Origin of the sequence: Amycolatopsis sp. NPDC059235, assembly GCF_042754125.1 — a bacterium.
In the GTDB taxonomy this organism is placed as follows: Bacteria; Actinomycetota; Actinomycetes; order Mycobacteriales; family Pseudonocardiaceae; genus Amycolatopsis; species Amycolatopsis albidoflava.
In genome coordinates this window covers 21231-45544 of the sequence record NZ_JBHZAG010000080.1, presented here as the reverse complement: position 1 = coordinate 45544, position 24314 = coordinate 21231, and the positions used below count along the sequence as shown (strand labels likewise).

Below are 24314 nucleotides of genomic sequence, written 5' to 3'. Positions count from 1 at the left end.
GTACGTGAGGGGAACCCTGAGGGACTCAGAGTCCCTCAGGGTTCCCCTCACGTACTAGCCAGCGGGGCGGAGGGAGACCGGTGGCCGAGGGCGGGCCTCGGCGGCATGGTACGCGTCGCCGAGTTCGTCCAGAACTGCGTTTGGCTCGGTGCGCAAACGGGACGGCAGAGTCTGCACCACGGCAATACCCAGTGCCGCGTAGCGAGTATTTCGATGCAACGTTCGTGCGTAATCGTTCGAGCGAAAGTGAAATTCCATCGAGTCGATCTCCCACGCCAATCCGACATCGTCCCACCAGAAATCAGGTCGCCCCGCGTAGTGGCCCGAGCGGTCGTAAAGCGCGGCGTTCTGATGAGTTGGCGGATTCGGAAGGCTCTTGGCTAATTTCTGTGCCTCGGCTTCGGCGACTGACCGGATGTCCGACCATTCGGCGAGAAGCCGCCGGGGGATCGCGGTCCCCCGTTTGGTGCCGCGATCAAGCTCTTCTGCCAGGGCTTGCGGTGAACAACGTCCTCGCTGGATCGCTTCGATCAGGATGCGGCTGACGGTCTCGGAGTCGCGTGTCCGCCGGACCACATCCGTGGTGGCTCTGACCAGGGGTGCGAGCGGGACGCCAGCGCGCAGCCACGGTGCCGGGAGGTGCCTCGTCCGTTCGATGGTGACGAACTCAGAGCTGTTCAGCTTCTGTCGATGCGGAACCAGCAGGTGGATGTGCCGTGGGCCTTCAGCGTCCGGAAGACGCAGGCCGTACCGCAGGCAGGCTTCTTCGCCGGTGACGATCGCTGATTCGCCCGCGTACAACAGGGCCGCATGCACCAGTTGGTCCGGTGTGGGGTCGTTGTTGTGCAGGAGGATGACTCCGGGCAACAACCGTCGCCATGGTCCCCCGGGCAGGCATCTTCGATAGATGACTCTGCTGCTCATGTCCAGTGATTCCAGGGTCATCGCCCGGATCACTTGGTGCGTGCTGTGCTGCGTGAGCGTTTCGGGGTGTGCGGCCCAGCGGCCTCGTTGTTTCACCCGGCAAATGCTGCCGCACCCGGCAGCGCTTCGTGGTTGGCCAAATCCATTCTGTGGACAACCCGCGGCCTTGTGGATAGGTCGGCTAAACAGCCGTGAGGGGAACCCTGAGGGACTCAGAGTCCCTCAGGGTTCCCCTCACGTACGTTCGGAGGATCAGACGCGCTTGAAGAGGAGGGCGCGTTTCACTTCCTGAATCGCCTTCGTCACCTGGATGCCGCGCGGGCAGGCGTCGGTGCAGTTGAACGTCGTGCGGCAGCGCCACACGCCTTCACCGTCGTTCAGGATGTCCAGCCGCTCTTCGGCGCCCTCGTCGCGGGAGTCGAAGATGAAGCGGTGGGCGTTCACGATCGCCGCCGGGCCGAAGTACGAGCCGTCGTTCCAGTAGACCGGGCAGGACGACGTGCAGCAGGCGCACAGGATGCACTTGGTGGTGTCGTCGAACCGGTTGCGGTCGGCCTGGGACTGGATCCGCTCGCGGGTCGGCTCGTTGCCGTAGGTGATCAGGTACGGCTTGATCGCCCGGTACGCCTCGAAGAACGGGTCCATGTCGACGTAGAGGTCCTTCAACGTCGTCAGGCCCTTGATCGGGGCGATGGTGATCTCGGTCTTCTTGCCGTTCTTCTCGAGCAGGTCCTTCAGCAGCACCTTGCAGGCCAACCGGTTGATCCCGTTGATCTGCATCGCGTCCGAACCGCACACGCCGTGCGCGCACGAGCGGCGGAAGGAGAACGTGCCGTCGATGTAGTCCTTCACGTAGAACAGCAGGTTCAGCACGCGGTCGGTCGGCTGCGCCGGGACGTCGTAGGACTCCCAGTGCGGCTCCTGGTCGACCTCCGGGTTGAACCGCAGGATCTTCAGCGTGACCTGGATCGGCGTGTGCTCGTCGGACGCCTTGGCGGAGGGCGCCTCTGGGGTGGCCGTCGTCATCAGTACTTCCGCTCCATCGGTTCGTAGCGGGTGAAGGTGACCGGCTTGTAGTCGAGCCGGATGTCGGACGACAGCCCCTCGCCCTGCTTGTAGGCCATGGTGTGCCGCATGAAGTTCGTGTCGTCGCGGTTCGGGTAGTCCTCGCGGGCGTGGCCGCCGCGGGACTCCTTGCGCGCGATCGCGCCGACGACCAGCACCTCGGCCAGCTCCAGCAGGAAGCCCAGCTCGACGGCCTCGAGCAGGTCGGTGTTGTACCGCTTGCCCTTGTCCGCCACGGTGATCCGCTGGTAGCGCTCCTTGAGCGCCTGGATGTCGGTCAGCGCCTGCTTCAGCGTGTCCTCGGTGCGGTACACCGAAGCGTGCGAGTCCATCGTCTGCTGCATTTCCTTGCGGATGTCGGCGACGCGCTCGTCGCCGTGCTCCGACAGCAGACCGGCCAGCTGCTCCTCGACCAGGGTGGTCGGGTCCTCCGGCAGTTCGACGTGCTCGTGCGCCAGCGCGTACTCCGCGGCGGCGATGCCCGCGCGACGGCCGAAGACGTTGATGTCCAGCAGCGAGTTCGTGCCCAGCCGGTTCGAGCCGTGCACGGACACGCACGCGACCTCGCCCGCGGCGTACAGGCCCGGGATGACGTGCTCGTTGTCGCGCAGCGCCTCGCCGTGGATGTTCGTCGGGATGCCGCCCATGACGTAGTGGCACGTCGGGAACACCGGCACCGGCTCCTTGACCGGGTCGACGCCCAGGTAGGTGCGGGAGAACTCGGTGATGTCCGGCAGCTTGGTCTCGAGAACCTCGACCGGAAGGTGGGTCACGTCGAGGACGACGTAGTCCTTGTTCGGCCCGCAGCCGCGGCCCTGCAGCACCTCCTGGACCATCGACCGGGCGACGATGTCGCGCGGCGCGAGGTCCTTGATGGTGGGGGCGTAGCGCTCCATGAACCGCTCGCCGTCGGCGTTGCGGAGGATGCCGCCCTCGCCGCGCACCGCCTCGGAGATCAGGATGCCGAGGCCGGCGAGGCCGGTCGGGTGGAACTGGAAGAACTCCATGTCCTCCAGCGGAAGGCCCTTGCGGAAGATGATGCCGAGGCCGTCGCCGGTGAGGGTGTGCGCGTTCGAGGTGGTCTTGAAGATCTTGCCCGCGCCGCCGGTGGCGAACACGATCGACTTCGCCTGGAACACGTGCAGTTCGCCGGTGGCCAGCTCGTAGGCGACCACGCCGGACGCGATCGGGTTGCCGTCCTCGCCCTCGGACAGCACCAGGTCGAGCACGTAGAACTCGTTGAAGAACTCGGTGCCGTGCTTGACGCAGTTTTGGTACAGCGTCTGGAGAATCATGTGCCCGGTGCGGTCCGCGGCGTAGCAGGCGCGGCGCACCGCGGCCTTGCCGTGGTCGCGGGTGTGCCCGCCGAACCGGCGCTGGTCGATCTTGCCCTCGGGCGTCCGGTTGAACGGAAGGCCCATCTTCTCCAGGTCGAGGACGGCGTCGATGGCCTCTTTGGCCATGATCTCCGCGGCGTCCTGGTCGACCAGGTAGTCACCGCCCTTGACGGTGTCGAAGGTGTGCCACTCCCAGTTGTCCTCTTCGACGTTCGCCAGCGCGGCGCACATGCCGCCCTGTGCCGCGCCGGTGTGGGACCGGGTCGGGTACAGCTTGGTGAGGACCGCGGTGCGGGCGCGCTGGCCGGACTCGATGGCCGCGCGCATGCCGGCGCCGCCCGCGCCGACGATCACCACGTCGTACTTGTGGAACTGCATAGGGAAAGACTCCGCTAGCTAGTGGTGGGTGCGCCTCAGGAGGCAGGCATCTCGGGGTCGAACGTGAAGATCACCATCGTGCCGACGGCCAGGATGAGCGCCATCGAGACGTACAGCAGGATCTTCAGCCAGAACCGGGTGGAGTCCTTGCGCGCGTAGTCGTCGATGATCGTGCGCAGGCCGTTGCCGCCGTGGATCTCGGCGAGCCACAGCATCGCCAGGTCCCAGAACTGCCAGAACGGCGAGGCCCAGCGGCCGGCGACGAAGCCCCAGTTGATGCGGTGCACGCCGCCGTCGAGGATGTTCATGATGAACAGGTGGCCCAGCACCAGGATGATCAGCGCGAGCCCGGAGATGCGCATGAACAGCCAGCTGTAGAGCTCGAAGTTGCTGCGCCGGGCGGACGGACGCCGCGGCGAGCGCGGCTTGTCGAGGATCAGAGCGTCGGCCATGGGATCAGGCACCCCCGAAAAGCGTCTCGACGGTGCGCTTCAGCATGAAGAACGCACCCGGAACCATCACGACCACCCACACGACGCCGATGACCCAGAGCATCGTCTTCTGGTACTTCGGGCCCTTGGCCCAGAAGTCGACCAGCAGGACGCGCAGCCCGTTGAGCGCGTGGAACAGCACCGCGCCGACAAGGCCGACCTCGAGCAGGTTCACGATCGGCGTCTTGTACGTCTCGATGACCTGGTCGTAGGTGTTCGGCGACACGCGCACGAGCGCGGTGTCGAGCACGTGCACGAACAGGAAGAAAAAGGTCAGCACGCCGGTGATGCGGTGAAGCACCCAGGACCACATGCCGGGGTCGCCCCGGTAGAAAGTTCCCTGCCGGCGTGAGGCACCCGCCCGATCGCTAGCTCCTGCCCCGCTTTCGGTGGCAGTGCTCGCCGTGGTGGACATCGGTGAACGGCCTCCAACGTCATGACTGTCGTGCCCGGGTGACCGGTGAGGTCCGCACCCGCGGCCGGGGTCGGTCCACTGGGGACAACTCCGGCGACGGTGCCGAGATCAGGGGCCATCGAGCGTGGATGCATGGATGCTAGACCCGACCCATACGCGCGGCTCACCTCCGGGTTCCTCTCTGTGATGGACCAGACACCGGTGACCACGGCAGACCACTCGGACGTGTGGTCTGGAGCACGTCTGAGCTGGCCGTGAAGGGCTCCTTCCGGGAATCAGATTCCCTCAACGAGTCCTTCACGGACCCTTCCCGGGCGGAAGCGGGGCCACGGTGCGTGATCGCGGAGGGCGGGGCGGCGGCTCTTGATCACGGTCGGCGCCGGAATGGTCGCGGATCGAGCCTCCGAGTAAACGTTTGTGTTACGTAGCGTGCCGTTCCTATGGCGGTTACCCGGCGGTTGGGTACGGTCTGCCAGTTGAGCCCGGGCGACCGTGACCGGGCCGTTCCTGGATCGTCCGCTGGATCAGCGGGGAGGGAGACACACGTTGCGTCGCATGCGTGGAACCGCGCTGGCCGCCGCGACCATGGCTGGGGTGCTTGCACTGGCCGGGTGCGCGAAGGACACCGGGGGAAGCAACAACAACGCGTCCGGTTCGGACGGCAACGCGGGCTCGAACTGCATTACCGCCCCGAAGCCGCCCGCCGCTCCGGCCGCAGCCACGAGCAGCAGCGCCGCCTCGGGCAAGGTCGACGGCAGCAAGCTGAAGGTTGGCCTGGCCTTCGACGTCGGCGGTCGCGGTGACGCTTCCTTCAACGACGCGGCCGCCGCGGGCACCGACCGGGCGAAGTCCGACCTCGGCGTCCCGACCGTCAACGAGAGCACCGCGAGCGCGAGCGAGAGCGAAGCCGCCAAGCAGCAGCGCCTCGAGCAGATGGCGCAGCAGGGCCTGAACCCGATCGTCGCGGTCGGTTTCGCCTACGCGCAGTCGGTCAAGGCTGTCGCCACCAAGTACCCGAACACCAAGTTCGCGATCGTCGACGACGACTCGATCACCCTGCCGAACGTCACGCCGCTGGTCTTCGCCGAGGAGCAGGGCTCGTTCCTGGCCGGCGTCGCCGCCGCGTACAAGAGCAAGAAGTGCCACGTCGGCTTCGTCGGCGGCGTGAACACCCCGCTGATCCAGAAGTTCGAGGCGGGCTTCCTGCAGGGCGCGAAGGCCGTTTCGAGCAAGATCAAGGTCGAGGACGAGTACCTGACGCCGGCCGGCGACTTCTCCGGCTTCCAGGACCCGCCGAAGGGCAACGCGAAGGCCGCCGCCGAGATCTCGCGCGGCGCGGACGTCGTCTACCACGCCGCCGGCGCCTCCGGTAAGGGCGTGTTCGACGCGGCCAAGCAGAACAACGCGCTGGCCATCGGCGTCGACTCCGACCAGTACAACCAGAAGACGGTCGCCGCCGACAAGGACATCATCATCACCTCGATGATCAAGCGCGTCGACGTCGCTGTGTTCGAGTACCTGCAGGCCGTCGCGAAGGGCGACCTGAGCACGGTGCCGAAGCGCTTCGACCTCAAGTCCGACGGCGTCGGCTACTCCACCTCCGGTGGCAAGGTCGACGACATCAAGGACGTGCTCGACGGGTACAAGGCCCAGATCGTGTCCGGCGCCATCAAGGTTTCGGACAAGCCGGCCAAGTAAACGCTCACGACGCGGCAGGGCTCGGAAGGATCTTCCTTCCGAGCCCTCACGCGTTTCGACAGAACGGGATGTCCCCTCCGATGACCGAGATCGAGGCCGAAGCCGTCCCCGACCGGGGCGTGCCGGCCGTTCAGCTGACCGGGATCACCAAGCGGTTCCCCGGCGTCGTCGCGAACTCCGACGTCAACCTCACCGTCGCGGCGGGCGAGGTGCACGCGCTGTGCGGCGAGAACGGCGCGGGCAAGTCGACTCTGATGAAGATCCTGTACGGCATGCAGCAGCCCGACGAGGGCAGCATCGCCATCAACGGCGCCGAGGTGAAACTGCGCAACCCGCAGGACGCCATCCGCACCGGGATCGGCATGGTGCACCAGCACTTCATGCTCGCCGACAACCTGACCGTCGCGGAAAACGTGTTCCTTGGCGCGGAGCCGCTGCACGGCATCGGCCGCGCGGCGCGGGCGCGGCTGGCGGAACTGTCGAAGCGGACCGGGCTGCACGCGAAGCCGGACGCGCTGCTGGAGGAACTCGGCGTCGCCGACCGCCAGCGCGTCGAGATCGTGAAAGTCCTTTACCGCGGCGCGAAAATCATCATCCTCGACGAGCCGACCGCCGTGCTCGTGCCGCAGGAAGTGGACGCGTTGTTCGCCACCGTCCGCGAGATGCAGGCCGACGGGTACACGTTCCTCTTCATCTCGCACAAGCTCGACGAGGTGCGCGCGATCGCCGACACAGTCACCGTGATCCGGCGCGGCACCACGGTCGGCACCGCGGATCCGAAGAAGATCACCAGCCGCGAGCTGGCCGAGATGATGGTCGGTTCGGAGCTGCCGAGCCCGGAGACGCGCGAGTCGACGGTGACCGACCGCGAGGTCCTGCAGGTGCGCGAGCTGCGGCTGTCCGCCGAGGGCTCCGAGCGCAACGTGCTGGACCACATCTCCTTCACCGTGCACGCGGGCGAGGTGCTCGGCATCGCGGGCGTCGAGGGCAACGGCCAGACCGAACTGGTCGAGACGATCATGGGAATGCGCAAGGCGAGCGGCGGCCACATCGAGCTGACTCCGCCGGACGGCAAGACGCACGACCTGGTCAAGCTGGGCACGCTCGCCCGGCGCGAGGCGGGCATCGGCTACATCGCCGAGGACCGCACGCGGCACAGCCTGCTGCTCACGCAACCGTTGTGGGTCAACCGGATTCTCGGTTACCAGACGCGCGAACCGGTGTCCGGCGGGCAGTTGCTCAACATCGCGGGCGCGCGCGAGGACACCGAGCGGATCGTGCGCGAGTACGACGTCCGCACGCCCGGCATCGACGTTCCGGCTGCCGCGCTGTCCGGCGGAAACCAGCAGAAGCTGATCGTCGGCCGCGAATTGTCCGGGAACCCGGTGCTGCTGATCGCTTCGCACCCGACGCGCGGGGTCGACGTCGGCGCGCAGGCGTTGATCTGGGAGCAGATCCGCCAGGCGCGTGCCGACGGCCTTGCCGTGCTGTTGATTTCGGCGGACCTCGACGAGCTGATCGGGTTGTCCGACACCATTCGCGTGATGCTGCGCGGGCGGCTCGTGAGCGAGGCCAACCCCGCCACTGTCACTCCGCAGGAACTCGGTTCCGCCATGACCGGCGCCGAAGAAGGTGAAGACTCATGAGTTCGTGGCGCACGCGGCTGTTGCCGCCTCTGCTCGCGATCGCGTTCGCGGTGATCCTGTCCGCGATCGCGCTCGTCATCTCCGGCGCCGACCCGTTGCAGGCGTACGGGACGATGATCGGCCAGCTGTTCAAGGGTTCCACCGCGGTCGACACGGTGAACCTCGCGACGGTGTACTACCTGTCCGGCCTCGCCGTGGCGATCGGGTTCCAGATGAACCTGTTCAACATCGGCGTCGAGGGCCAGTACCGGTTCGCCGCGGTGATCGCCGCGATCGTCGGCGGGGCGCTGCAGCTGCCGCCGGTCATCCACACCATCGTGATCCTGCTGGTGGCCATCGTTTCCGGCGCGCTGTACGCGACGATCCCGGCGGTGCTCAAGGTGACCCGCGGCGTCAGCGAGGTCATCTCGACGATCATGCTGAACTCGATCGTCGCCGGCATCATCGCGTTCCTCATCAACGCCGACCAGTTCGGCGTGCAGACCGGCAACAACATCGGGACCAGGGTGATCGCGCCGTCCGGCCGGATCCCGGGCATCCCGCTCGGTTCGGGCACGCTGTTCGGGTTCGTGTTCATCGCGATCGTGATCGGCGGCGCGTACTGGTTCATGTTGAATCGCACCAGGTTCGGCTTCGAGCTGAAGGCGAGCGGCGAGTCCTCGACGGCCGCCGCGGCCGGCGGCGTGAGCGCGAAGAAGATGACGCTCATCGCGATGCTGCTCTCCGGTGCGGTGGCCGGTCTGGTCGCCATGCCGGAACTGCTCGGCCGCGACTACAGCTACGGCATCACCGCGACCCAGATGTACGGCTTCACCGGCATCGCGGTCGCGCTGCTCGGCCGCAACCACCCCGGCGGCATCGCGTTCGGCGCGCTGCTGTGGGCGTTCCTGGACACCTCCGCGGTGTCGCTGGAGCAGATCAACGTGTCCAAGGAAATCGCGACGATCATGCAGGGCGTCATCGTGCTCTCGGTCGTCGTGGCGTACGAGATCGTGCGCCGGGCCGACCTCGCCGCGGAACAGCGAAGGGTGGGCAGGGCGCTCGCCGGCAACGGCCGCAAGGGCGCCTCGGTCGCGGAAGGCGGTGCGGTGTGACCACCACGACGGAGTTCTCCCGGCCGGGTCCGGAATCCGGGACGCCGATGCCGGTCAAGCGCAAGCGGCAGCGGATCCCCGGCTGGCTGCGCGGCGTGATCTGGGCCGTGGTCGCGATCGCGGTCATGTCCACCGCGTCGTACGCCACCGGCGTTTCGGCGCTGACGTCCAGCAACACCGCGTCGACCGCGCTGCGCCTGGCGCTGCCGATCCTGCTGTGTGCGCTGGGCGGGCTGTGGGCCGAGCGCGTGGGCGTGATCAACATCGGCCTCGAAGGCATGATGATCCTCGGCACCTGGGGCGCGGCCTGGGGTGCGTATTACGGCGGCGCGTGGGTCGGCCTGCTGGCCGCGATCGCGTTCGGTGCGCTGGGCGGGCTGCTGCACGCGGTGGCGACGGTGACGTTCAACGTCAACCACATCGTCTCCGGCGTCGCGATCAACCTGCTCGGGCTCGGCGTCGCGAAGTATCTGGCGAACCTGATTTTCGAGCCGCTGTCGGGAAACCCGCGCCAGTCGCCGCCGGTGCCGAAGTTCGACACCTATTCGGCGGCCGGGTTGTCGGACTGGCTGGGCTCGCTGGAGAACCAGCAGCGCGTCGGGCTGTCTGATGTCGCGGGCATTCTGCGCGGGCTGGTGACCGGTGTCGCGCCGCTGACCATGCTCGCGATCGTGCTGATTCCGGTGAGCTACTGGGTTCTCTGGCGCACGCGGTTCGGCCTGCGGCTGCGTTCGTGTGGCGAGAACCCGGTCGCGGCGGAGTCGCTCGGCGTGAACGTGTACCGCTACAAGTACGTCGGAGTGCTGATCTCCGGCGGCTTCGCCGGCATGGGCGGTGCTTCGCTGGTGCTGCTCAAGGGCGGCGCGGACTACCTGGAGAACCAGACCAACGGCCGCGGGTACATCGGTCTGGCCGCGATGATCTTCGGCAACTGGCGGCCGGGCGGGCTGCTCGGCGGCGCCGCGCTGTTCGGGTACTCCGACGGTCTGCAGCTCGCCGGTGGCGGCGACGCGGTGCTGGCGTTGCTGTACGGCGCGGTCATTCTGCTCGCGATCATCGTGATCGTGCAGCTGATCCGGAAGCGCTGGCTCGCGGCCGCGCTCGGCGTGGTCGGCGCTGGGATTCTGTACGCGATCTACTGGACCAACGACACGCTGCCGAGCGACTTGATCCCGTACACCGCGCACTTCGTGACGCTGATCGTGCTAGCCGTTGCGTCGCAACGACTTCGGCCACCCAAGGCGGACGGTGCGCAGTACCGGCGAGGTGAGGGCGACTGATGTCCGAAGTGGACTGGGAAGCGTTGCGTGCTGAGGCGGTCAAGGCGGCTTCGCACGCGTACGCGCCTTATTCGGGACTGCACGTCGGCGTCGCGGCCATTGTGGACGATGGCCGTCAGGTGACCGGGTGCAACGTCGAAAACGCCTCGTACGGTTTGGGTTTGTGCGCTGAGTGCACAATGGCCGGACAATTGCGACTGTCCGGCGGCGGCCGTTTGGTTGCCGTTGCTTGCCGCAGCGGCGCGGGCGAACTGCTGATGCCGTGCGGCCGTTGCCGGCAGATTCTGTTCGAACTCGGCGGATCCTCTTGTCTGGTCGACACTCCTCGCGGAGTGCTGCCGATGTCGGAGGTGCTGCCGGACGCGTTCGGGCCGGAGGATTTGCCGTGACTTTCACCGCGGTAGATGTCATTCGTGCCAAGCGGGACGGCGGACGGCTGAGCGACGAACAGATCGACTGGGTCGTCGACGCTTATACCCACGGGCTCGTCGCGGAAGAGCAGATGGCCGCGCTGGCCATGGCGATCTTCTTGCGTGGCATGGACGACGGCGAGATCGCGCGCTGGACCGGCGCGATGATCGACTCGGGCTCGCGGCTGTCGCTGGACGTCGCGCGCCCGACCGTGGACAAGCACTCGACCGGCGGTGTCGGCGACAAGATCACCTTGCCGCTGGCTCCGCTGGTCGCGGCGTGCGGTGCCGCGGTGCCGCAGCTGTCCGGCCGGGGGCTCGGCCACACCGGCGGGACGCTCGACAAACTGGAGTCGATCCCGGGTTGGCGCGCGGCTCTTTCACTGGACGAAATCGCGGCGCAGCTCAACTCAGTCGGCGCGGTGGTCTGCGCGGCGACCGAGGGGCTGGCTCCGGCGGACAAGAAGCTGTACGCGCTGCGTGATGTCACGTCGACGGTCGAGTCGGTGCCGTTGATCGCCAGCTCGATCATGAGCAAGAAGATCGCCGAAGGTGCTTCGGGCCTTGTGCTAGATGTGAAGGCTGGGTCCGGGGCGTTCATGAAGACGGTGCCGGAGGCGCAGCTTCTGGCACGGACGCTCGTGGACATCGGGACGGCGCACGGGGTGGCTTGCACGGCGTTGATCACCGACATGAGCACGCCGCTCGGGCGTGCGGTCGGGAACGCGGTGGAGGTCGCGGAGGCTGTTGAGGTCCTTCGCGGTGGCGGTCCATCGGACGTGGTCGAGCTGACCGTGGCGTTGGCTCGGGAAATGCTTACGCTCGCGGGCATTTCCGTGGACCCGGCCGCGGTGCTGGCGTCTGGTGAGGCGTACGAGGTGTGGGCCCGGATGATCGCCGCGCAGGGCGGAGACCCGTCGGCTGAGCTGCCGCGTCCGGCGCACGTGCACGTTGTCGCCGCGCCGGAGTCGGGAGTGCTGACCTCGCTGGACGCCTATGCGGTGGGTGTCGCGGCTTGGCGGCTCGGGGCTGGCCGGGCGCGGAAGGAAGATCCGGTGCAGGCGGCGGCGGGGATTCTGTGCCACGCGAAGCCGGGCGATGCGGTGGTGGCGGGGCAGCCATTGCTGGAGCTGCACACGGACACTCCGGAGGCGATCCCGGCGGCCCTTGCCGCGTTGGAGGGCGGGTTCGAGGTGGGTGCGGAGGCACCTGCCGCGACGGGGATCGTGCTGGAGACCGTTCGGCCCTGACCGCTAGAAACAACGAAGCCCCCGTCCAGAATCTGGACGGGGGCTTCGTGCGAAGAGCGTCAGTCAGTCGACTCGTCCGCGTCGCCGCCAGCCTTGGCCTTAGCGTCAGCCGCCTTGGGCGAACGCCCGTTACGCGAGCTGCGACGCGGCTGCCGCGGGGCGGGCGGCGGCGGGGCGATCTGCTGCACCGCGGGGCCGCCGCCGAGCATCAGCTCCGCGAACGTCGCCATCGCTTCGTCCAGCTGTCCGCCGATGCGGCGGACCGATTCGTCGTTGCTGCGGCGCACCAGCGAGTCGACCGAGTCGGTGTCCGGCTGCTTCGCCAGCGTGCTTTCGACCTTCGACAGGCCGCTGCGCACGGAACCGTCCAGGTCGCCGATGCGGCCGGTGACGTCGTCCTCGACCTTGTCGATCCGGCCGGACAGGTCGTCGAGACGCTGGGTGATCGTTTCGAGCTTCGTGCCCACCGAGTCGAGGCGCGCGGCCGGGTCGATCATCTCGCCGGTGTCGGAGACCGCGCTCTTCAGCGTGTCGGTCGCGGTGGCGATGCGTTCCTTCGTCGCGCGGTCCAGTTCGTCCACGCGGGAGCGCAGTTCCTGGTCCGTGGTCTCGATCCGCTCGCGCAGCGACGTCTCGGCCATCTCGATCCGGTCGCGGATCGGGCCCTGCGTGGCCTGCGGCAGCGACTCCAGCTTCGCGTCCTGCTTGTCCAGGTGCCCGCCCAGCTCGTCGAGCCTGCGGTGGATGTTCTGCAGCTTGTCCTCGAGCCCGTCCATCCGGCCCGCGACGCCCTCGAACCGCGCCGCCACGCCGTCGAGGCGTCCGTCGAGCTGGGCGAAGGGCTTCGCCAGCTTGTCGACGATGCTCTCCACCGCGTGCGTGAGCGCGGCGATCGCGTTGTCTTGGGACTCCAGCCGCGTCATCGCCTCGTCGAGGCGCTCCGCCAGCACCCCGACCTCGGTCCGGTCCGGCATTTCCGACAGCCGCTTGCGCACCGCGCCGAGGGAGTCCACCGGCGCGAGCCGGGCGTAGATGTCGTCGAGCGCGTCGAAGATCTGCTGCTGCTCGCTCTCACGAACCTCGGCCGCGCGCACCAGCATGTTGCGCATCCGGTCGAACGACGGTGCGGCAATGTGGTTGTCAGTGGTCACTGCGGTGTCCTTCGTCGGCGGGGAAAATGGAAGGGACTGACCCGAGCTTATCGATGAAGAAAATTGCTGTGCGTATGGCCCCCGGGGAACGCGGATAAGGGGCGCGCCACCCGGATGGCCGATTCCTTGCGCACAGTGCTGAGCAGAGGGTTGTTCCGGTGCTCTCGGTTACGGCCAGGTAGGGGAATGACAGCGAGGCTACCGTTGGAGCATGTCGGACGTAACCCCGCTGAGCGCGGAGATCCTGCGCCGTGCCCCCAAGGTCCTGCTCCACGATCACCTCGACGGCGGCTTGCGCCCGGCCACCGTCGCCGAACTCGCCGAGGATCTCGGCTACCGGGACCTTCCGGCGACGGATCCCGACGAACTCGGCCGCTGGTTCCGCGCCGCGGCCGACTCCGGTTCTCTCGTGTCGTATCTCGAGACGTTCGCCCATACGTGTGGTGTCATGCAAACGGAGGAAGCGCTGGTCAGGGTTGCCGCCGAAGCGGTGGAAGACCTGGCCGCGGACGGGGTCGTGTACGCCGAGCTGAGGTATGCGCCGGAGCTGTTCGTGGAACGCGGACTGTCACTCGATGCAGTGGTTGAGGCCGTCCAGGAAGGCTTCGCCGAAGGGATGCGGAGGGTAGCCGCGGGCGGTGGCCGGATCCGGGTGCGGACTCTGTTGTGCGGCATGCGCCAGCACGCCCGCGCGCTCGAGATCGCCGAGCTCGCGGTGCGCTACCGCGACGCCGGCGTGGCCGGATTCGACATCGCCGGACCGGAGGACGGATTCCCGCCCACCCGAAATCTGGACGCATTCGACTATTTGCGCCGGAACAATGCGCACTTCACTATTCATGCCGGCGAAGCGTTCGGACTTCCGTCGATCGGCGAGGCAATCCAGTACTGCGGCGCGGAACGGCTCGGGCACGGCGTGCGGATCGCGGAGGACATCACCGCCGACGCCGACGGAAATGTCCATCTTGGACGGTTGGCGGGCTACGTCCGGGACCGGCGCATCCCGCTGGAAATCTGCCCTTCGTCGAATGTCCAGACCGGAACAGTGCCGTCGCTGGCCGAGCATCCCATCGGGCTGCTCGCCCGGCTGCGCTTCCGCGTCACCGTCAACACCGACAACCGGCTGATGAGCGGCTGCACGATGACCAGTGAATTCGCCGCGCTGGCCGAGACGTTCGGCTTCGGCCTCGAAGACTTCCGCTGGTTCACCATCAACGCCATGAAATCCGCGTTCCTCGATTTCGACGAGCGGCTCGAGCTGATCGAGAAGGTCGTCAAACCCGGGTACGCGGCGCTCGGCTGAATCCCGGCTCCCCGAACGCGGCCGCCCCCGAAAGGCGGTTGCGTTCGTTAGCCATGCCAACTATCGTTCACTATGTAAGACATATTTCTCAAATAATGAGACGGTGGGCGGAATGGCGCAGGTCGAGACCGGGGAGCAGGTGCGGCAAAAAGGCAGCTCGCGGCGGTGGCTGATCCTCGCGCTCGGCCTCGCCGCGCAGACCGCCAGCTGCTCCTTCCTTTACGGGCTGCCGTTTCTCGTGCCCGCCATGCGCGAGGCCGACCATCTGACGCTGGCGCAGGCGGGCACGGTCGTCGCGGCGCCCAGCATCGGCCTGTTGCTGACACTGATTGCCTGGGGCGCGGCTGCGGACCGTTACGGCGAGCGCCTCATCATGGCGCTCGGCCTGGGCGTTTCGGGGTTACTCCTCGTGTACGCCGCCCTGTGGCACCACCCAGTCGGCCTTCTCTTTGGTGTGTTTCTCGTGGCCGGTGCGTGCACGGCTTCGGTGAACGCGGCGAGCGGCCGGGTCGTGATGGGCTGGTTCGCCAAATCCGAGCGCGGCGTCGCGATGGGGATCCGGCAGACGGCGCAGCCGCTGGGCGTCGGCGTGGCCGCGCTGGGGCTGCCGCCGCTGGCCGCGCAGTGGGGATTCCAGGCGGCGATGCTGCTTCCGGCCGTGCTGGCGGTGGGCGTGGCGCTCTTGGTGGCGCTGTTCGTCGTGGACCCGCCGCGGCCGCCGCGCGCTGCGAAGGGGGAGCGGCCGCCGTCGCCATATCGGAAGCCGTGGCTGTGGCGCGTGCACGGCGCGAGCGCGCTGTTGGTGGTGCCGCAGTTCGCGGTGTCCGCCTTCGCGCCGGTGTATCTGGTGTCGCAGCATCAATGGACTGCGGCGCAGGCCGGGGTGTTCGTCGCGGTGGCTCAGGTGCTCGGCGCGCTCGGGCGGCTGGCGTCGGGGTATTGGTCGGACCGGGTCGGCAGCCGGTTGCGGCCGATGCGGCAGCTTGCTGTCGCCAGTGTGGTCGTGATGCTGCTGGTCGCGGTCGGGGATGCGACTGGGCTGTGGCTGGTGCTGGCCGCGCTGGTGCTGGCGGCGGTGATCACGGTGGCGGACAACGGTCTCGGCTTCACCGCGTCGGCCGAGCTGGCCGGCGTCGCGTGGTCGGGCCGGGCGATGGGGACGCAGAACACCGCGCAGAACATCGCCGCGTCGTTGACGCCGCCGTTGCTGGGCTTGGTGATCGGGGACAGCCGGTATGCGCTGGCTTATTGTGTGGCGGCGGTTTTCCCGCTGCTGGCAATAGGTTTGGTTCCGGCGCGCGCGGAGTCCGAAAAGGACTAAGCGCGCAGGCCGTCGAGAAAGAACGCCAAGTGCCGTCGCCAGGTCTCGGGTGATTCGCGGATCAGCTGTGACATCGCGGAGACCAGCGGAGCGAGATCCGCGGGTTCGAAATCGGCGCGCAGCTGACCGGATTCCTTTGCCCGGTCAATGATCCGTGCGGCATGCTCGAAACCGGCGCGGCATGCCTCCAATACGGCCGGGCTCAGCGGCAATCGCCGGGCGAGGGCGTCGCTGAGGCCGTGGTCCTTGGCCTGCAAGGCAAACAGCCCGTCGAGGAAGCTGGTGAAGCCCTGCCACGGGTCCGGCTCGGCCAACGCATTCGTCGCCAGATCGTCCAACGCGGCAATCTGCGCGGGCAGGATCGCGTCGACAAAGGCGTCCCGAGTCGGGAAGTGCGCGTACAGCGTGCCGATGCTGACCCCGGCGCTGCGGGCGATCTGCTCCAGCGGCGCGTCGAGGCCGTGCTCGCCGAACGCGCGCGTCGCGGCGGCCAGCAGCTTGTCGCGGTTGCGGGCGGCGTCCGCGCGCAACGGCTTCGATCCGGTGGCCATGGGGCCCATCGTACAAAGTCGAGGGCACCCTCGGGTTTTGTGGTAGCTTGGCGAACGAAATCGAGGGTGCCCTCGATTTAATCCTGGGGAAGGACAAGCCATGACCACTCGCCCGACCGCCGTCGTCCTCGGAGCCGGACCCGGCCTCGGAATGTCGATGGCACACCGGTTCGCCGACGAGGGATACCACGTCGCGCTCGTTTCGCGTACCGCTGAGCGGCACCCGGCCTACCTGGCCGAACTCGACAACGCGGAAGCGTTCGTCGGCGACGTCCGCGACGGGATCGGGGCGACGCTCGACGAAATCACCGAACGGTTCGGCATCATCGACGTCGCCTACTACGGCCCGGCAGCGATCGAACCGGACAGCATTCCCACGGACATCACCAAAGCGGCCGCGGACGCCGTCGAGAAGGCGATGAGCTGGGTGTATCCGGCGATCGAGGTGGTCGGCAAACTGCTGCCGGGAATGCTGGAGCGCGGCAGCGGCGGATTTCTGTTCGCCGGCGGGCTCAGCGCGGTGCGGCCGATGCCCGCGCTCGGCGCGCTCGCGGTGTCGTCAGCGGCGTTGCGGAACTACGCGCGGACGCTGCACGAGGGGCTGGCCGGAACCGGGGTGTACGCGGGCAGCCTCATCATCGGCGGCCTGATCGAACGCGGCGATATTCACCGGATGGTCGTCGGGCAGCCGGAAAAATACGGCGACGCCGGCGGCCGCACCCTGGATCCGGATGCGATCGCCGGCGTCGCCTGGAAGATGTTCTCCGCCGGTGACTCGGCCGAGAGCGTGTTCGACGCCCTCTAAGGGGTTCAGACCACCGTGAGGCGGTTCTCGAAGTCCTCCACCAGCTTGCGCCAGGCGCTCTGCTCGGTGTCGAACGGAGCGCTCGGCTCGAGCCGGCTCGGGTCCGGCCGCAGCACGAAGGACACCAGCCAGCCGAGGCTTTCGTTGGCCGCCAGCGCGGTTTCGACGGTGTCGTCGCCCGCCCATTCGGCGGCGTCGGTGATCAGCTCGACCGCCAGCTCCAGCTGGGTCGGGTCGATCGACTCCGGGCCCTCGGCGATGTCCTCGTCGAGGCCGGGGAAGACGTAGGTGTTGTCAGTGTCGACCTCGACCTCCAGCTCGTCGGCCGCCGCCTTCTCCCGCACCTCGTCCCAAGTGGACACGCCGGCGATGTCGGTGTCGGCCAGCTCGTCACCGGCCTTGATCGCCTTGAGCAGCGCCTTCGGCGAGCTGAACACGTCGATCTCGCCGTCGTTGCCGAGGAACACCGGCTTGTCGTCGAGGTAGCAGCGCAGCGTGTAGTACTCCGCGCCGGAGGTGACGATCTTGATCGGGTCGATGCCGACCTCGCCCCAGAAACCGACCGGCTCGTCTTCGGCGTCCTCGTCTTCGCCGTCGACCGCTTCGAGGTCTTCCGGCCCGCCGTCCTCTTCGCCGGCCTCCGCCTCAGCGGACTCCTCGTGGAAGGCGGCCAGCTCTTCGGCGGTCTGCTCCAGCACCGCGGCGTCGACGTCCGGCACGGTCACCAGGTTGTCGATCGCGTCGAGCACGGTGTCCCACTTCTCGGAGACGGCCTTCGACAGGTCGTTCCAGAGCGCTTCGCCCTCGCGCCCGGTGAACGGCAGCCGGCCCTGCTCCAGCAGCGAGAAGCCCTCGTAGGCGTCGAGCACCTCGTGCACCTCGTCCAGCTCGCACACGTCGGCGAGCGAACGCACGATGCCGACGATCTCGGCCAGCTCGCCGATCGTCCACGAGTCCGGCTCCTCGGCGACCAGTTCGGGCACGCCGACGAGGTCGTAGGAGTGGTCGTCGTCGGGGATCAGCTCGGGCACGTTCAGCGCGGGCACCGCGTCCCACGCCGGGTGGTCGAGCAGGTCGTGCTGCTCGGCCGTGCGCACGAAAGCGGCGAGGTGCGCGGCGTCCGGGAAGGCGTACAGGTCGTCCTCGTCGCCGAGGAACGCTTCCCACTCCTCGCCGTCCTCCCGCCAACGGGGGGCCCAGAGGGTGACCACGTCGCCCTGCGGCAGCCCGAGTTCGATCGGGATGATGTCCTGTGCCATTGCCGAATCCTCCGCGAGTACCGCCCGTGTGCGCGCCCGCCTGTCCGTCCCCTCCGGCAGCGCGCGGTACCGGAAGCCTACGGGTTAGGGCAAGCACCCGCGATCTCCCCTGCACCCGCGGCCGGGGACGGGATGGCACGATGGTCGACACGATGACTCTCACCGACCTCCTGCCAGCGGTTCCCGACGCAGATGCCCTGTTCGAAGCCTTCACGACGTGGACGGCCGAACGGGGGATCGAGCTGTACCCCGCGCAGGAGGAGGCGGTGATCGAGGTCGTCTCCGGGGCCAACGTGATCCTGTCGACGCCGACCGGCTCCGGCAAAAGCCTCGTGGCGGTCGGCGCGCACTTCACCGCGCTCGCACACGGCAAACGCAGTTTTTACACCGCGCCGATCAAGGCGCTGGTCTCGGAGAAGTTCTTCCAGCTCATCGAGATCTTCGGGGCCGATCAGGTCGGCATGATGACCGGCGATTCGAGTGTCAACGCGGACGCCCCGATCATCTGCTGCACCGCGGAAATCTTGGCGAACATCGCGTTGCGCGACGGCGCCGACGCCCCGGTCGGCCAGGTCGTCGCGGACGAGTTCCACTTCTACTCGGAGCCGGACCGCGGCTGGGCGTGGCAGGTCCCGCTGATCGAACTGCCGAACGCGCAGTTCGTGCTCATGTCGGCCACGCTCGGCGACGTTTCGTTCTTCGAAAAGGACCTGACCCGGCGGACCGGACGGCCGACCGCGGTGGTCACCTCGGCGCAGCGGCCGGTGCCGCTCACCTTCCGGTACGCGCTCACGCCGCTGCACGAGACGATGTCCGAATTGCTCAACGGCGGCCAGGCACCGGTGTATGTCGTGCATTTCTCGCAGGCCGCGGCCATCGAGCGGGCGCAGACGCTGATGAGCATCAACGTCACCACTAAGGCGGAGAAGGAGGCGATCGCCGACCTGCTCGGCGACTTCCGGTTCTCCGCCGGGTTCGGCAAGACGCTCTCGCGGCTCGTGCGGCACGGCATCGGCGTGCACCACGCGGGCATGCTGCCGAAGTACCGGCGGCTGGTGGAAACGCTCGCGCAGTCCGGACTGCTGAAGGTGATCTGCGGGACGGACACGCTCGGCGTCGGCATCAACGTGCCGATCCGGACAGTGGTGTTCTCGGCGCTCACGAAGTACGACGGCGTGCGGCAGCGGCATTTGAAGGCACGCGAGTTTCACCAGATCGCCGGCCGCGCGGGCCGCGCCGGGTACGACACCGACGGTTATGTGGTCGTGCAGGCCCCGGATCACGTGGTGGAGAACGCGAAGGCGCTGGAGAAGGCGGGCGACGACCCGAAGAAGAAAAAGAAGATCGTCCGGAAGAAAGCGCCGGAGGGCTTCGTCAACTGGACCGAGAGCACGTTCGACCGGCTGATCGCGGCCGATCCGGAACCGCTCACGTCCAGCTTCCGGGTCAGCCACTCGATGCTGCTGAACGTGATTTCGCGCCCCGGCAACGCTTTCGACGCGATGCGGCACCTGCTGGAGGACAACCATTCGGACCGTCCGACGCAGCGGAAGCTGATCCTGCGGGCGATTGAGATCTACCGTTCGCTGCTGGCCGCCGGTGTCGTGGAACGGCTGCCCGAGCCAGATGCCGAGGGGCGCATTGTCCGCCTGACGGTGGACCTGCAGTTCGATTTCGCTTTGAACCAGCCGCTTTCGCCGTTTGCGCTGGCCGCGGTGGAATTGCTCGACATGGAGTCGCCGTCGTACGCGCTGGACGTGGTGTCCATTGTGGAATCCACTGTGGACAACCCGCGGCCGGTGCTGTCGCAGCAGCAGTTCAAGGCCCGCGGCGAGGCCGTGCAGGCGATGAAGGCCGACGGCATCGAGTACGACGAGCGGATGGAGCTTCTCGAGTCCGTCACATACCCGAAACCGTTGGAGGAGCTGCTCAACGCGGCTTACCAGTCTTATCGCGCCGGACATCCGTGGGTGGCGGATTACGAGCTGTCGCCGAAGTCGGTGGTGCGCGATATGTACGAGCGCGCGATGAACTTCGTGGAATACGTGGGCTTTTATCAGCTCGCCCGCTCTGAGGGCCTGGTGCTTCGCTACCTCGCCGACACCTACGACGCGCTGCGGCACACTGTGCCGGACGAGGCGAAGACCGAACCGCTGCAGGACCTCATCGAATGGCTCGGCGAGTTGGTGCGCCAGGTCGACTCGAGCCTGCTGGACGAATGGGAAGCGCTGCGGCATCCGGACGAGGAAGGCCCGGTGTCGCATCGTCCGCCTGCCGAGCCGCCCGCGGTGACGCGCAACGAGCGAGCGTTCCGGGTGCTGGTGCGCAACGAGTTGTTCCGCCGGGTGGAGCTGGCTTCGCGGCGGGCTTACGACACCCTGGGCTCGCTGGACTCCGGTTCGGGCTGGGACGCGGACGCGTGGGAAGACGCGATCGAGGACTACTTCGACGAGCACGATTCACTCGGAACCGGCCCGGACGCGCGGGGCCCGGCTTTGCTGCTGATCGAGCAGGAGCCGGACGTGTGGCGGGTGCGGCAGATCTTCGACGATCCGGCTGGGGACCATGACTGGGGGATCAGCGCGGAGGTCGATCTGCGCGCCTCGGATGAGGTTGGCACCGCAGTAGTCCGAGTCGTGAACGTCAACCAGCTCTAAACCTGCTTCAAGTCCGTGAGGGGAACCCTGAGGGACTCAGAGTCCCTCAGGGTTCCCCTCACGGACGTCCAAGGTGGGTGGCTGCCAACGGGTGTAGCGCAGCATCGACCGGGCCATCACCGATGTTGGCATGGCGCGGAACAGCAGATTCCGCGCCGCGATGCCCACCGGGTTCGTCAGTTGCTGGCCCATCCGGCCGGTTTGCCGGGCAGCGAGGGCGATGGCCTGGCTGCGCGGGCGGCGGTCGGCGTCGTACCGGGTGAGCGCAGAGTCGAGGTCGGCGGACGACAAGGCATGCGCCAGCGTCACGGCGTCTTCCAGCGCTTGGCAGGCACCCTGGCCGAGATTCGGTTGCATCGCGTGTGCGGCATCGCCAAGGAAGGCAACGCGACCGGACACATAGGACGGCAGTGGCGTCACCAGCTCGTACACATCGTGGTGCAGCACGGCTTCCGGCTCGGTCGCGTTGAGTAACGCAGGGATCGGATCGTGCCAGGAGTCGAAGCGACGGCGCATTTCGGCCAGCAGGTCCGGGTATCGAGTGTCCGCTGGGATGGACAACACCGCGTGCCATTCGGCTCGGCCGTCTGCGAGGGCGATGTGCCCGAACTCGACGCCCCGGCCCCAGGTGAGGTTGAAGTCCGAAGAGGACAGTTCGATCGGTTCAGCGGTGATGGCGCGGACGACCGAAGATCCACTGTAGACAGACCCTGGGTGTGCGGGGAAGAAACGCTTGCGTAGTTGGCTGTTGACGCCATCGGCAGCGATGACGACGTCAGCCTCGTGGCGGCCGGACGCGGTGTGCACGGTGGTGCCCTCGACGGCGGTGACCTCATCTCGCACCACCGGCGAGGGCAGCATTGACCGCAATAACCGATGCAGTTCGTACCGTGCGATGCCGACGATCGGGGTTCCGGCGACGCGTTCGAGTTCGGCTCCGTCCATGCGGGCCAGCCAGGTGCCGCGCGGGTTGCGGGTGCTTACCGTGCGCTGGAAGCAGCCGGCGGCGCGGAGAGCGGCGCCGGCTCCCAACGCGTCCAGGGCTCGAACACCGTTGGCGGCCAGGGAAATGCCGGAACCGGCGTCGTCCAGTTCACCGGGCAGGCGTTCGAAGACCGTGACCTGCCAGCCGACTCGCGACAACCCGATCGCCGCGGCCAGACCACCGATTCCGCCGCCGACAATGACCGCTGATCCGCCCATAGGCCACCAGGATAGGCCCGATCAGCTCGCCATGAGCATGGAACGCGCGTCCAAGCCGTCGACCCACAGGCTGATCGCCAGTCCGGCGGCGGCTTCCAGCAGGGCGGCTCGCTCCAAGCCGCCAGCGGGCAGGGGAGTGCAGCCCAGGTCTTGGACCAGCTCCGTTGCCACCGCGACGGCGTCCGGGGCACCGCAGAGCGGGACACCGAGCGGGCGGCCCTCGAACAGCGGCGGGGTCATGCGCCAGACGTCCACGTGGGCGAGGTTGAACGCCTTCACCACCGACGCGCCGGGGGCGTATTCGGCGATCCGGGCGGCCACCGGTTCGCCGGTCGCGCCGGGGGTGTTGGTGCAGTCGATGAGGATCTTGCCGGTCAGGTCGAGCGGCGTGAGCAGGGCTTCCAGGGCGGTGGTGGGGACGGCCAGCAGGATGGCGTCCGCGCGGGCGGCGGCGTCGGCCCAGTCCGCGGCCTCGGCGCCGAGCTCGGCTGCCAAGGCGGCAGCACCATCAGGGGAGCGGCCTGAGACGGTCAGGTCGTGCCGGGTCCATTGGCCGCCGAGGGCGGACGCCATTCCACCGGTGCCGAAGAGGGCGATGCGCATGGGAAGGTCTCCTGTCGTCGCGTGGTTGTACGGAAGCGACGTTATGGACTAGCGCAGGAACCGAAAGGTAACCATGGAGTTCATCGCCGACTGCCGCACCCGGCTCGCGTTCGACCTGGTGGCGAACACCTGGCATCCGGTCGTGTTGTGGGCATTGAAGAACGGCCCGTTGCGGCACGGCGAATTGCGCACGCGCATCGGCGGGATCAGCGCGAAGGTGCTCACCGAGGCGGTGCGCAAGCTGGAACGCGACGGGCTCGTCGAGCGCGTGGAGGGGGCGTATCGGCTTACCGAGCTGGGGGTGAGCTTTCTCGGGCCGATCGAGGGGTTCGGAAGGTGGGCGGAGGAGTACGGGGATCGGGTGGTGGAGGCGCAGACTCGAGTCTCGTGAGTGGCGGCGCCGGTTAGAACCGGCGCCAGCGCTCACGAGGGCAACGGCCTCGCCCGTGCCAGCTCCAGCAGCGGTACAGCCGCCGCGGCGTCGGTGACCAGCGTCGACACCAGCCCGGACCGCAGTACGGCGTCCACCGCCTCGGCTTTCGGGCGGCTGTAACCGATCGCGATCACCTCGGGGACCGACATCAGCTCCTCGTGGCTGATCGCCAGCACGTGGTGCGCGAGCCCGGTGCCGAGCGAGTTGCCGTCCGCGTCGAACAGCCGCGCGGCGACCTCGGCGGTCGCGCCCCTGGCGGCGATGGCGGCGCGTTCGGCCTCGTCCAGCGCGTCGTACACCGTCGATTCCCCGGCCTCCCACGAACCGATACTCACCACGGCCTTGGTGAGTTTTCCGAACTGCGCGAACGTTTCCGCGATGCCCGGCTGGTGCCGCAGGATCTCCGTCGTCCGCCGGTCGGGCAGAACGAGCGGGCCGAAGATCGGATACGAATCGCCACCGGACACCGACGTCACGCGGCTGACCGTCTCCACCGAGCGGCCGCGCATGTCCATTCCGGCCTGCACCCCGCACAACTGCACGATCGGGCAGCGCGGCAGGGTCCGGATCGCCTCGGTCATCGCGTTGACCGACCGCGCCCAGGACAGCCCGATGACGTCGTCCGGCGTCGCGATCTCCTCCAGCAGCCGGGCGGCCAGCGCGCCGACCTGCTTGCGGACGATCTCGCGCGGCTCCGTCTCGGATGCTCGTTCGAGCACGAGCACGCGGTCGAGCCGGTAGGCGCGGCGGATGTCGTCGGACAGTTCGACGTCGATCGGCGCGGGCAGGTCGAACTCGATCCGCACCAGTCCGGTGTCGAGGGCGGTGTCCAGCATCCGCGCGACCTTGAACCGGCTCATGCCGAACTCGTCGGCGATCTCCAGTTTCGAGGCGCCCTGCACGTAGAACCGCCTGGCCATGGTCGCCAGCAGCAGCGTTTCGGTCAGCGGCGGTGGCCCCTTTTTCCTGCTCACATGAGCAGGATAGCGCAAAAATGAGCTTTGCCGGTTGACGGATCCGCAGGCAGGGGCCTGTAATGC

Annotated in this window: 20 protein-coding genes, 1 tRNA gene and 2 pseudogenes; 11 read left to right on the top strand and 12 right to left on the bottom strand. The window is 67.8% G+C overall.

The features are described from left to right. Positions 1-54 precede the first annotated feature (54 nt). The 5 genes from ACFXI3_RS36685 to sdhC form a co-directional block, all read right to left on the bottom strand. Complete coding sequence (locus ACFXI3_RS36685; RefSeq protein WP_378405886.1) at positions 55-1020, bottom strand: hypothetical protein; 966 nt, start codon at positions 1018-1020, stop codon at positions 55-57. A 156-nt stretch (positions 1021-1176) separates the two neighbouring features. Further along, positions 1177-1950 (bottom strand): succinate dehydrogenase iron-sulfur subunit, encoded by a 774-nt coding sequence (locus tag ACFXI3_RS36680; RefSeq protein WP_344270596.1) that lies wholly within the window; start codon positions 1948-1950, stop codon positions 1177-1179. Further along, positions 1950-3704: a succinate dehydrogenase flavoprotein subunit gene (gene sdhA / locus ACFXI3_RS36675; protein WP_344270599.1), complete on the bottom strand. Its 1755-nt coding sequence runs from the start codon at positions 3702-3704 to the stop codon at positions 1950-1952. The genes ACFXI3_RS36680 and sdhA overlap by 1 nt, the downstream gene beginning before the upstream one ends. Before the next feature lie 35 nt (positions 3705-3739). Next, positions 3740-4156 (bottom strand): succinate dehydrogenase hydrophobic membrane anchor subunit, encoded by a 417-nt coding sequence (locus tag ACFXI3_RS36670; RefSeq protein WP_037712346.1) that lies wholly within the window; start codon positions 4154-4156, stop codon positions 3740-3742. Positions 4157-4160: 4 nt separating this feature from the next. Next, positions 4161-4610, bottom strand: a complete 450-nt coding sequence (gene sdhC, locus ACFXI3_RS36665) for a succinate dehydrogenase, cytochrome b556 subunit (protein ID WP_078870582.1) — start codon at positions 4608-4610, stop codon at positions 4161-4163. A gap of 555 nt (positions 4611-5165) precedes the next feature. On the opposite strand from sdhC, the gene ACFXI3_RS36660 reads away from it, so the two are divergent. The 6 genes from ACFXI3_RS36660 to ACFXI3_RS36635 all read left to right on the top strand — a co-directional run bounded on the left by ACFXI3_RS36660 (position 5166) and on the right by ACFXI3_RS36635 (position 11988). After that, entirely contained in the window at positions 5166-6308 is a 1143-nt protein-coding gene (locus ACFXI3_RS36660; protein ID WP_344270608.1) for a BMP family ABC transporter substrate-binding protein, read from the top strand. An 80-nt stretch (positions 6309-6388) separates the two neighbouring features. After that, the gene (locus ACFXI3_RS36655; protein WP_344270611.1) at positions 6389-7954 is read left to right on the top strand and encodes an ABC transporter ATP-binding protein; all 1566 of its coding nucleotides are present in this window, start codon (positions 6389-6391) and stop codon (positions 7952-7954) included. Further along, positions 7951-9048, top strand: a complete 1098-nt coding sequence (locus tag ACFXI3_RS36650) for an ABC transporter permease (RefSeq protein ID WP_378405883.1) — start codon at positions 7951-7953, stop codon at positions 9046-9048. Before ACFXI3_RS36655 ends, ACFXI3_RS36650 begins: the two co-directional genes overlap by 4 nt. A gap of 47 nt (positions 9049-9095) precedes the next feature. Continuing rightward, positions 9096-10328, top strand: a complete 1233-nt coding sequence (locus ACFXI3_RS36645; RefSeq protein WP_344270746.1) for an ABC transporter permease — start codon at positions 9096-9098, stop codon at positions 10326-10328. Beyond that, positions 10328-10717, top strand: coding sequence for a cytidine deaminase (locus ACFXI3_RS36640; RefSeq protein ID WP_067589577.1), 390 nt, complete (start codon positions 10328-10330; stop codon positions 10715-10717). The genes ACFXI3_RS36645 and ACFXI3_RS36640 overlap by 1 nt, the downstream gene beginning before the upstream one ends. Then, positions 10714-11988: a thymidine phosphorylase gene (locus ACFXI3_RS36635; RefSeq protein ID WP_378405881.1), complete on the top strand. Its 1275-nt coding sequence runs from the start codon at positions 10714-10716 to the stop codon at positions 11986-11988. The genes ACFXI3_RS36640 and ACFXI3_RS36635 overlap by 4 nt, the downstream gene beginning before the upstream one ends. Before the next feature lie 59 nt (positions 11989-12047). On the opposite strand, the gene ACFXI3_RS36630 is transcribed toward ACFXI3_RS36635, so the two are convergent. Then, positions 12048-13139 carry a PA containing protein gene (locus tag ACFXI3_RS36630; protein WP_344270625.1) on the bottom strand — a complete coding sequence of 364 codons (1092 nt, stop codon included), beginning with the start codon at positions 13137-13139 and terminating at the stop codon, positions 12048-12050. 211 nt (positions 13140-13350) lie between these two features. Here ACFXI3_RS36630 and ACFXI3_RS36625 point away from each other — a divergent pair, with 211 nt between their 5' ends. Together ACFXI3_RS36625 and ACFXI3_RS36620 are read left to right on the top strand one after the other, a co-directional pair. Next, the gene (locus tag ACFXI3_RS36625; protein ID WP_378405879.1) at positions 13351-14442 is read left to right on the top strand and encodes an adenosine deaminase; all 1092 of its coding nucleotides are present in this window, start codon (positions 13351-13353) and stop codon (positions 14440-14442) included. Positions 14443-14542: 100 nt separating this feature from the next. Further along, positions 14543-15763: pseudogene (locus ACFXI3_RS36620) on the top strand (MFS transporter); the annotation flags it as partial. Here ACFXI3_RS36620 and ACFXI3_RS36615 read toward each other — a convergent pair. Beyond that, positions 15760-16314, bottom strand: a complete 555-nt coding sequence (locus tag ACFXI3_RS36615; RefSeq protein ID WP_344270633.1) for a helix-turn-helix domain-containing protein — start codon at positions 16312-16314, stop codon at positions 15760-15762. The pseudogene ACFXI3_RS36620 and the gene ACFXI3_RS36615 overlap by 4 nt on opposite strands. Positions 16315-16414: 100 nt before the next feature. Between ACFXI3_RS36615 and ACFXI3_RS36610 the strand changes: the two genes are divergently transcribed. Next, on the top strand, positions 16415-17119 hold the full coding sequence (locus tag ACFXI3_RS36610; protein WP_378405877.1) for an SDR family NAD(P)-dependent oxidoreductase: 705 nt from the start codon (positions 16415-16417) through the stop codon (positions 17117-17119). A gap of 5 nt (positions 17120-17124) precedes the next feature. On the opposite strand, the gene ACFXI3_RS36605 is transcribed toward ACFXI3_RS36610, so the two are convergent. Then, positions 17125-18378 carry a primosomal protein gene (locus tag ACFXI3_RS36605; protein WP_378405875.1) on the bottom strand — a complete coding sequence of 418 codons (1254 nt, stop codon included), beginning with the start codon at positions 18376-18378 and terminating at the stop codon, positions 17125-17127. A gap of 152 nt (positions 18379-18530) precedes the next feature. Here ACFXI3_RS36605 and ACFXI3_RS36600 point away from each other — a divergent pair, with 152 nt between their 5' ends. Further along, positions 18531-21035, top strand: a complete 2505-nt coding sequence (locus tag ACFXI3_RS36600; RefSeq protein WP_378405873.1) for a DEAD/DEAH box helicase — start codon at positions 18531-18533, stop codon at positions 21033-21035. A gap of 36 nt (positions 21036-21071) precedes the next feature. On the opposite strand, the gene ACFXI3_RS36595 is transcribed toward ACFXI3_RS36600, so the two are convergent. After that, positions 21072-22238 carry an FAD-dependent monooxygenase gene (locus ACFXI3_RS36595; protein WP_378405871.1) on the bottom strand — a complete coding sequence of 389 codons (1167 nt, stop codon included), beginning with the start codon at positions 22236-22238 and terminating at the stop codon, positions 21072-21074. Between the two features lie 21 nt (positions 22239-22259). Continuing rightward, a complete protein-coding gene (locus tag ACFXI3_RS36590; protein WP_378405869.1) occupies positions 22260-22841 on the bottom strand; it encodes an NADPH-dependent F420 reductase in 582 nt (193 codons plus the stop codon). Between the two features lie 73 nt (positions 22842-22914). On the opposite strand from ACFXI3_RS36590, the gene ACFXI3_RS36585 reads away from it, so the two are divergent. Beyond that, positions 22915-23232, top strand: a complete 318-nt coding sequence (locus ACFXI3_RS36585) for a helix-turn-helix domain-containing protein (protein ID WP_344270649.1) — start codon at positions 22915-22917, stop codon at positions 23230-23232. A 1-nt stretch (position 23233) separates the two neighbouring features. On the opposite strand, the gene ACFXI3_RS36580 is transcribed toward ACFXI3_RS36585, so the two are convergent. Together ACFXI3_RS36580 and ACFXI3_RS36575 are read right to left on the bottom strand one after the other, a co-directional pair. Further along, positions 23234-23316 (bottom strand) — tRNA-Asn (locus tag ACFXI3_RS36580). After that, positions 23271-24194 (bottom strand): annotated as a pseudogene (locus ACFXI3_RS36575) (sugar-binding transcriptional regulator); the annotation flags it as partial. The pseudogene ACFXI3_RS36575 and the gene ACFXI3_RS36580, both read right to left, overlap by 46 nt. Positions 24195-24314 lie beyond the last annotated feature (120 nt).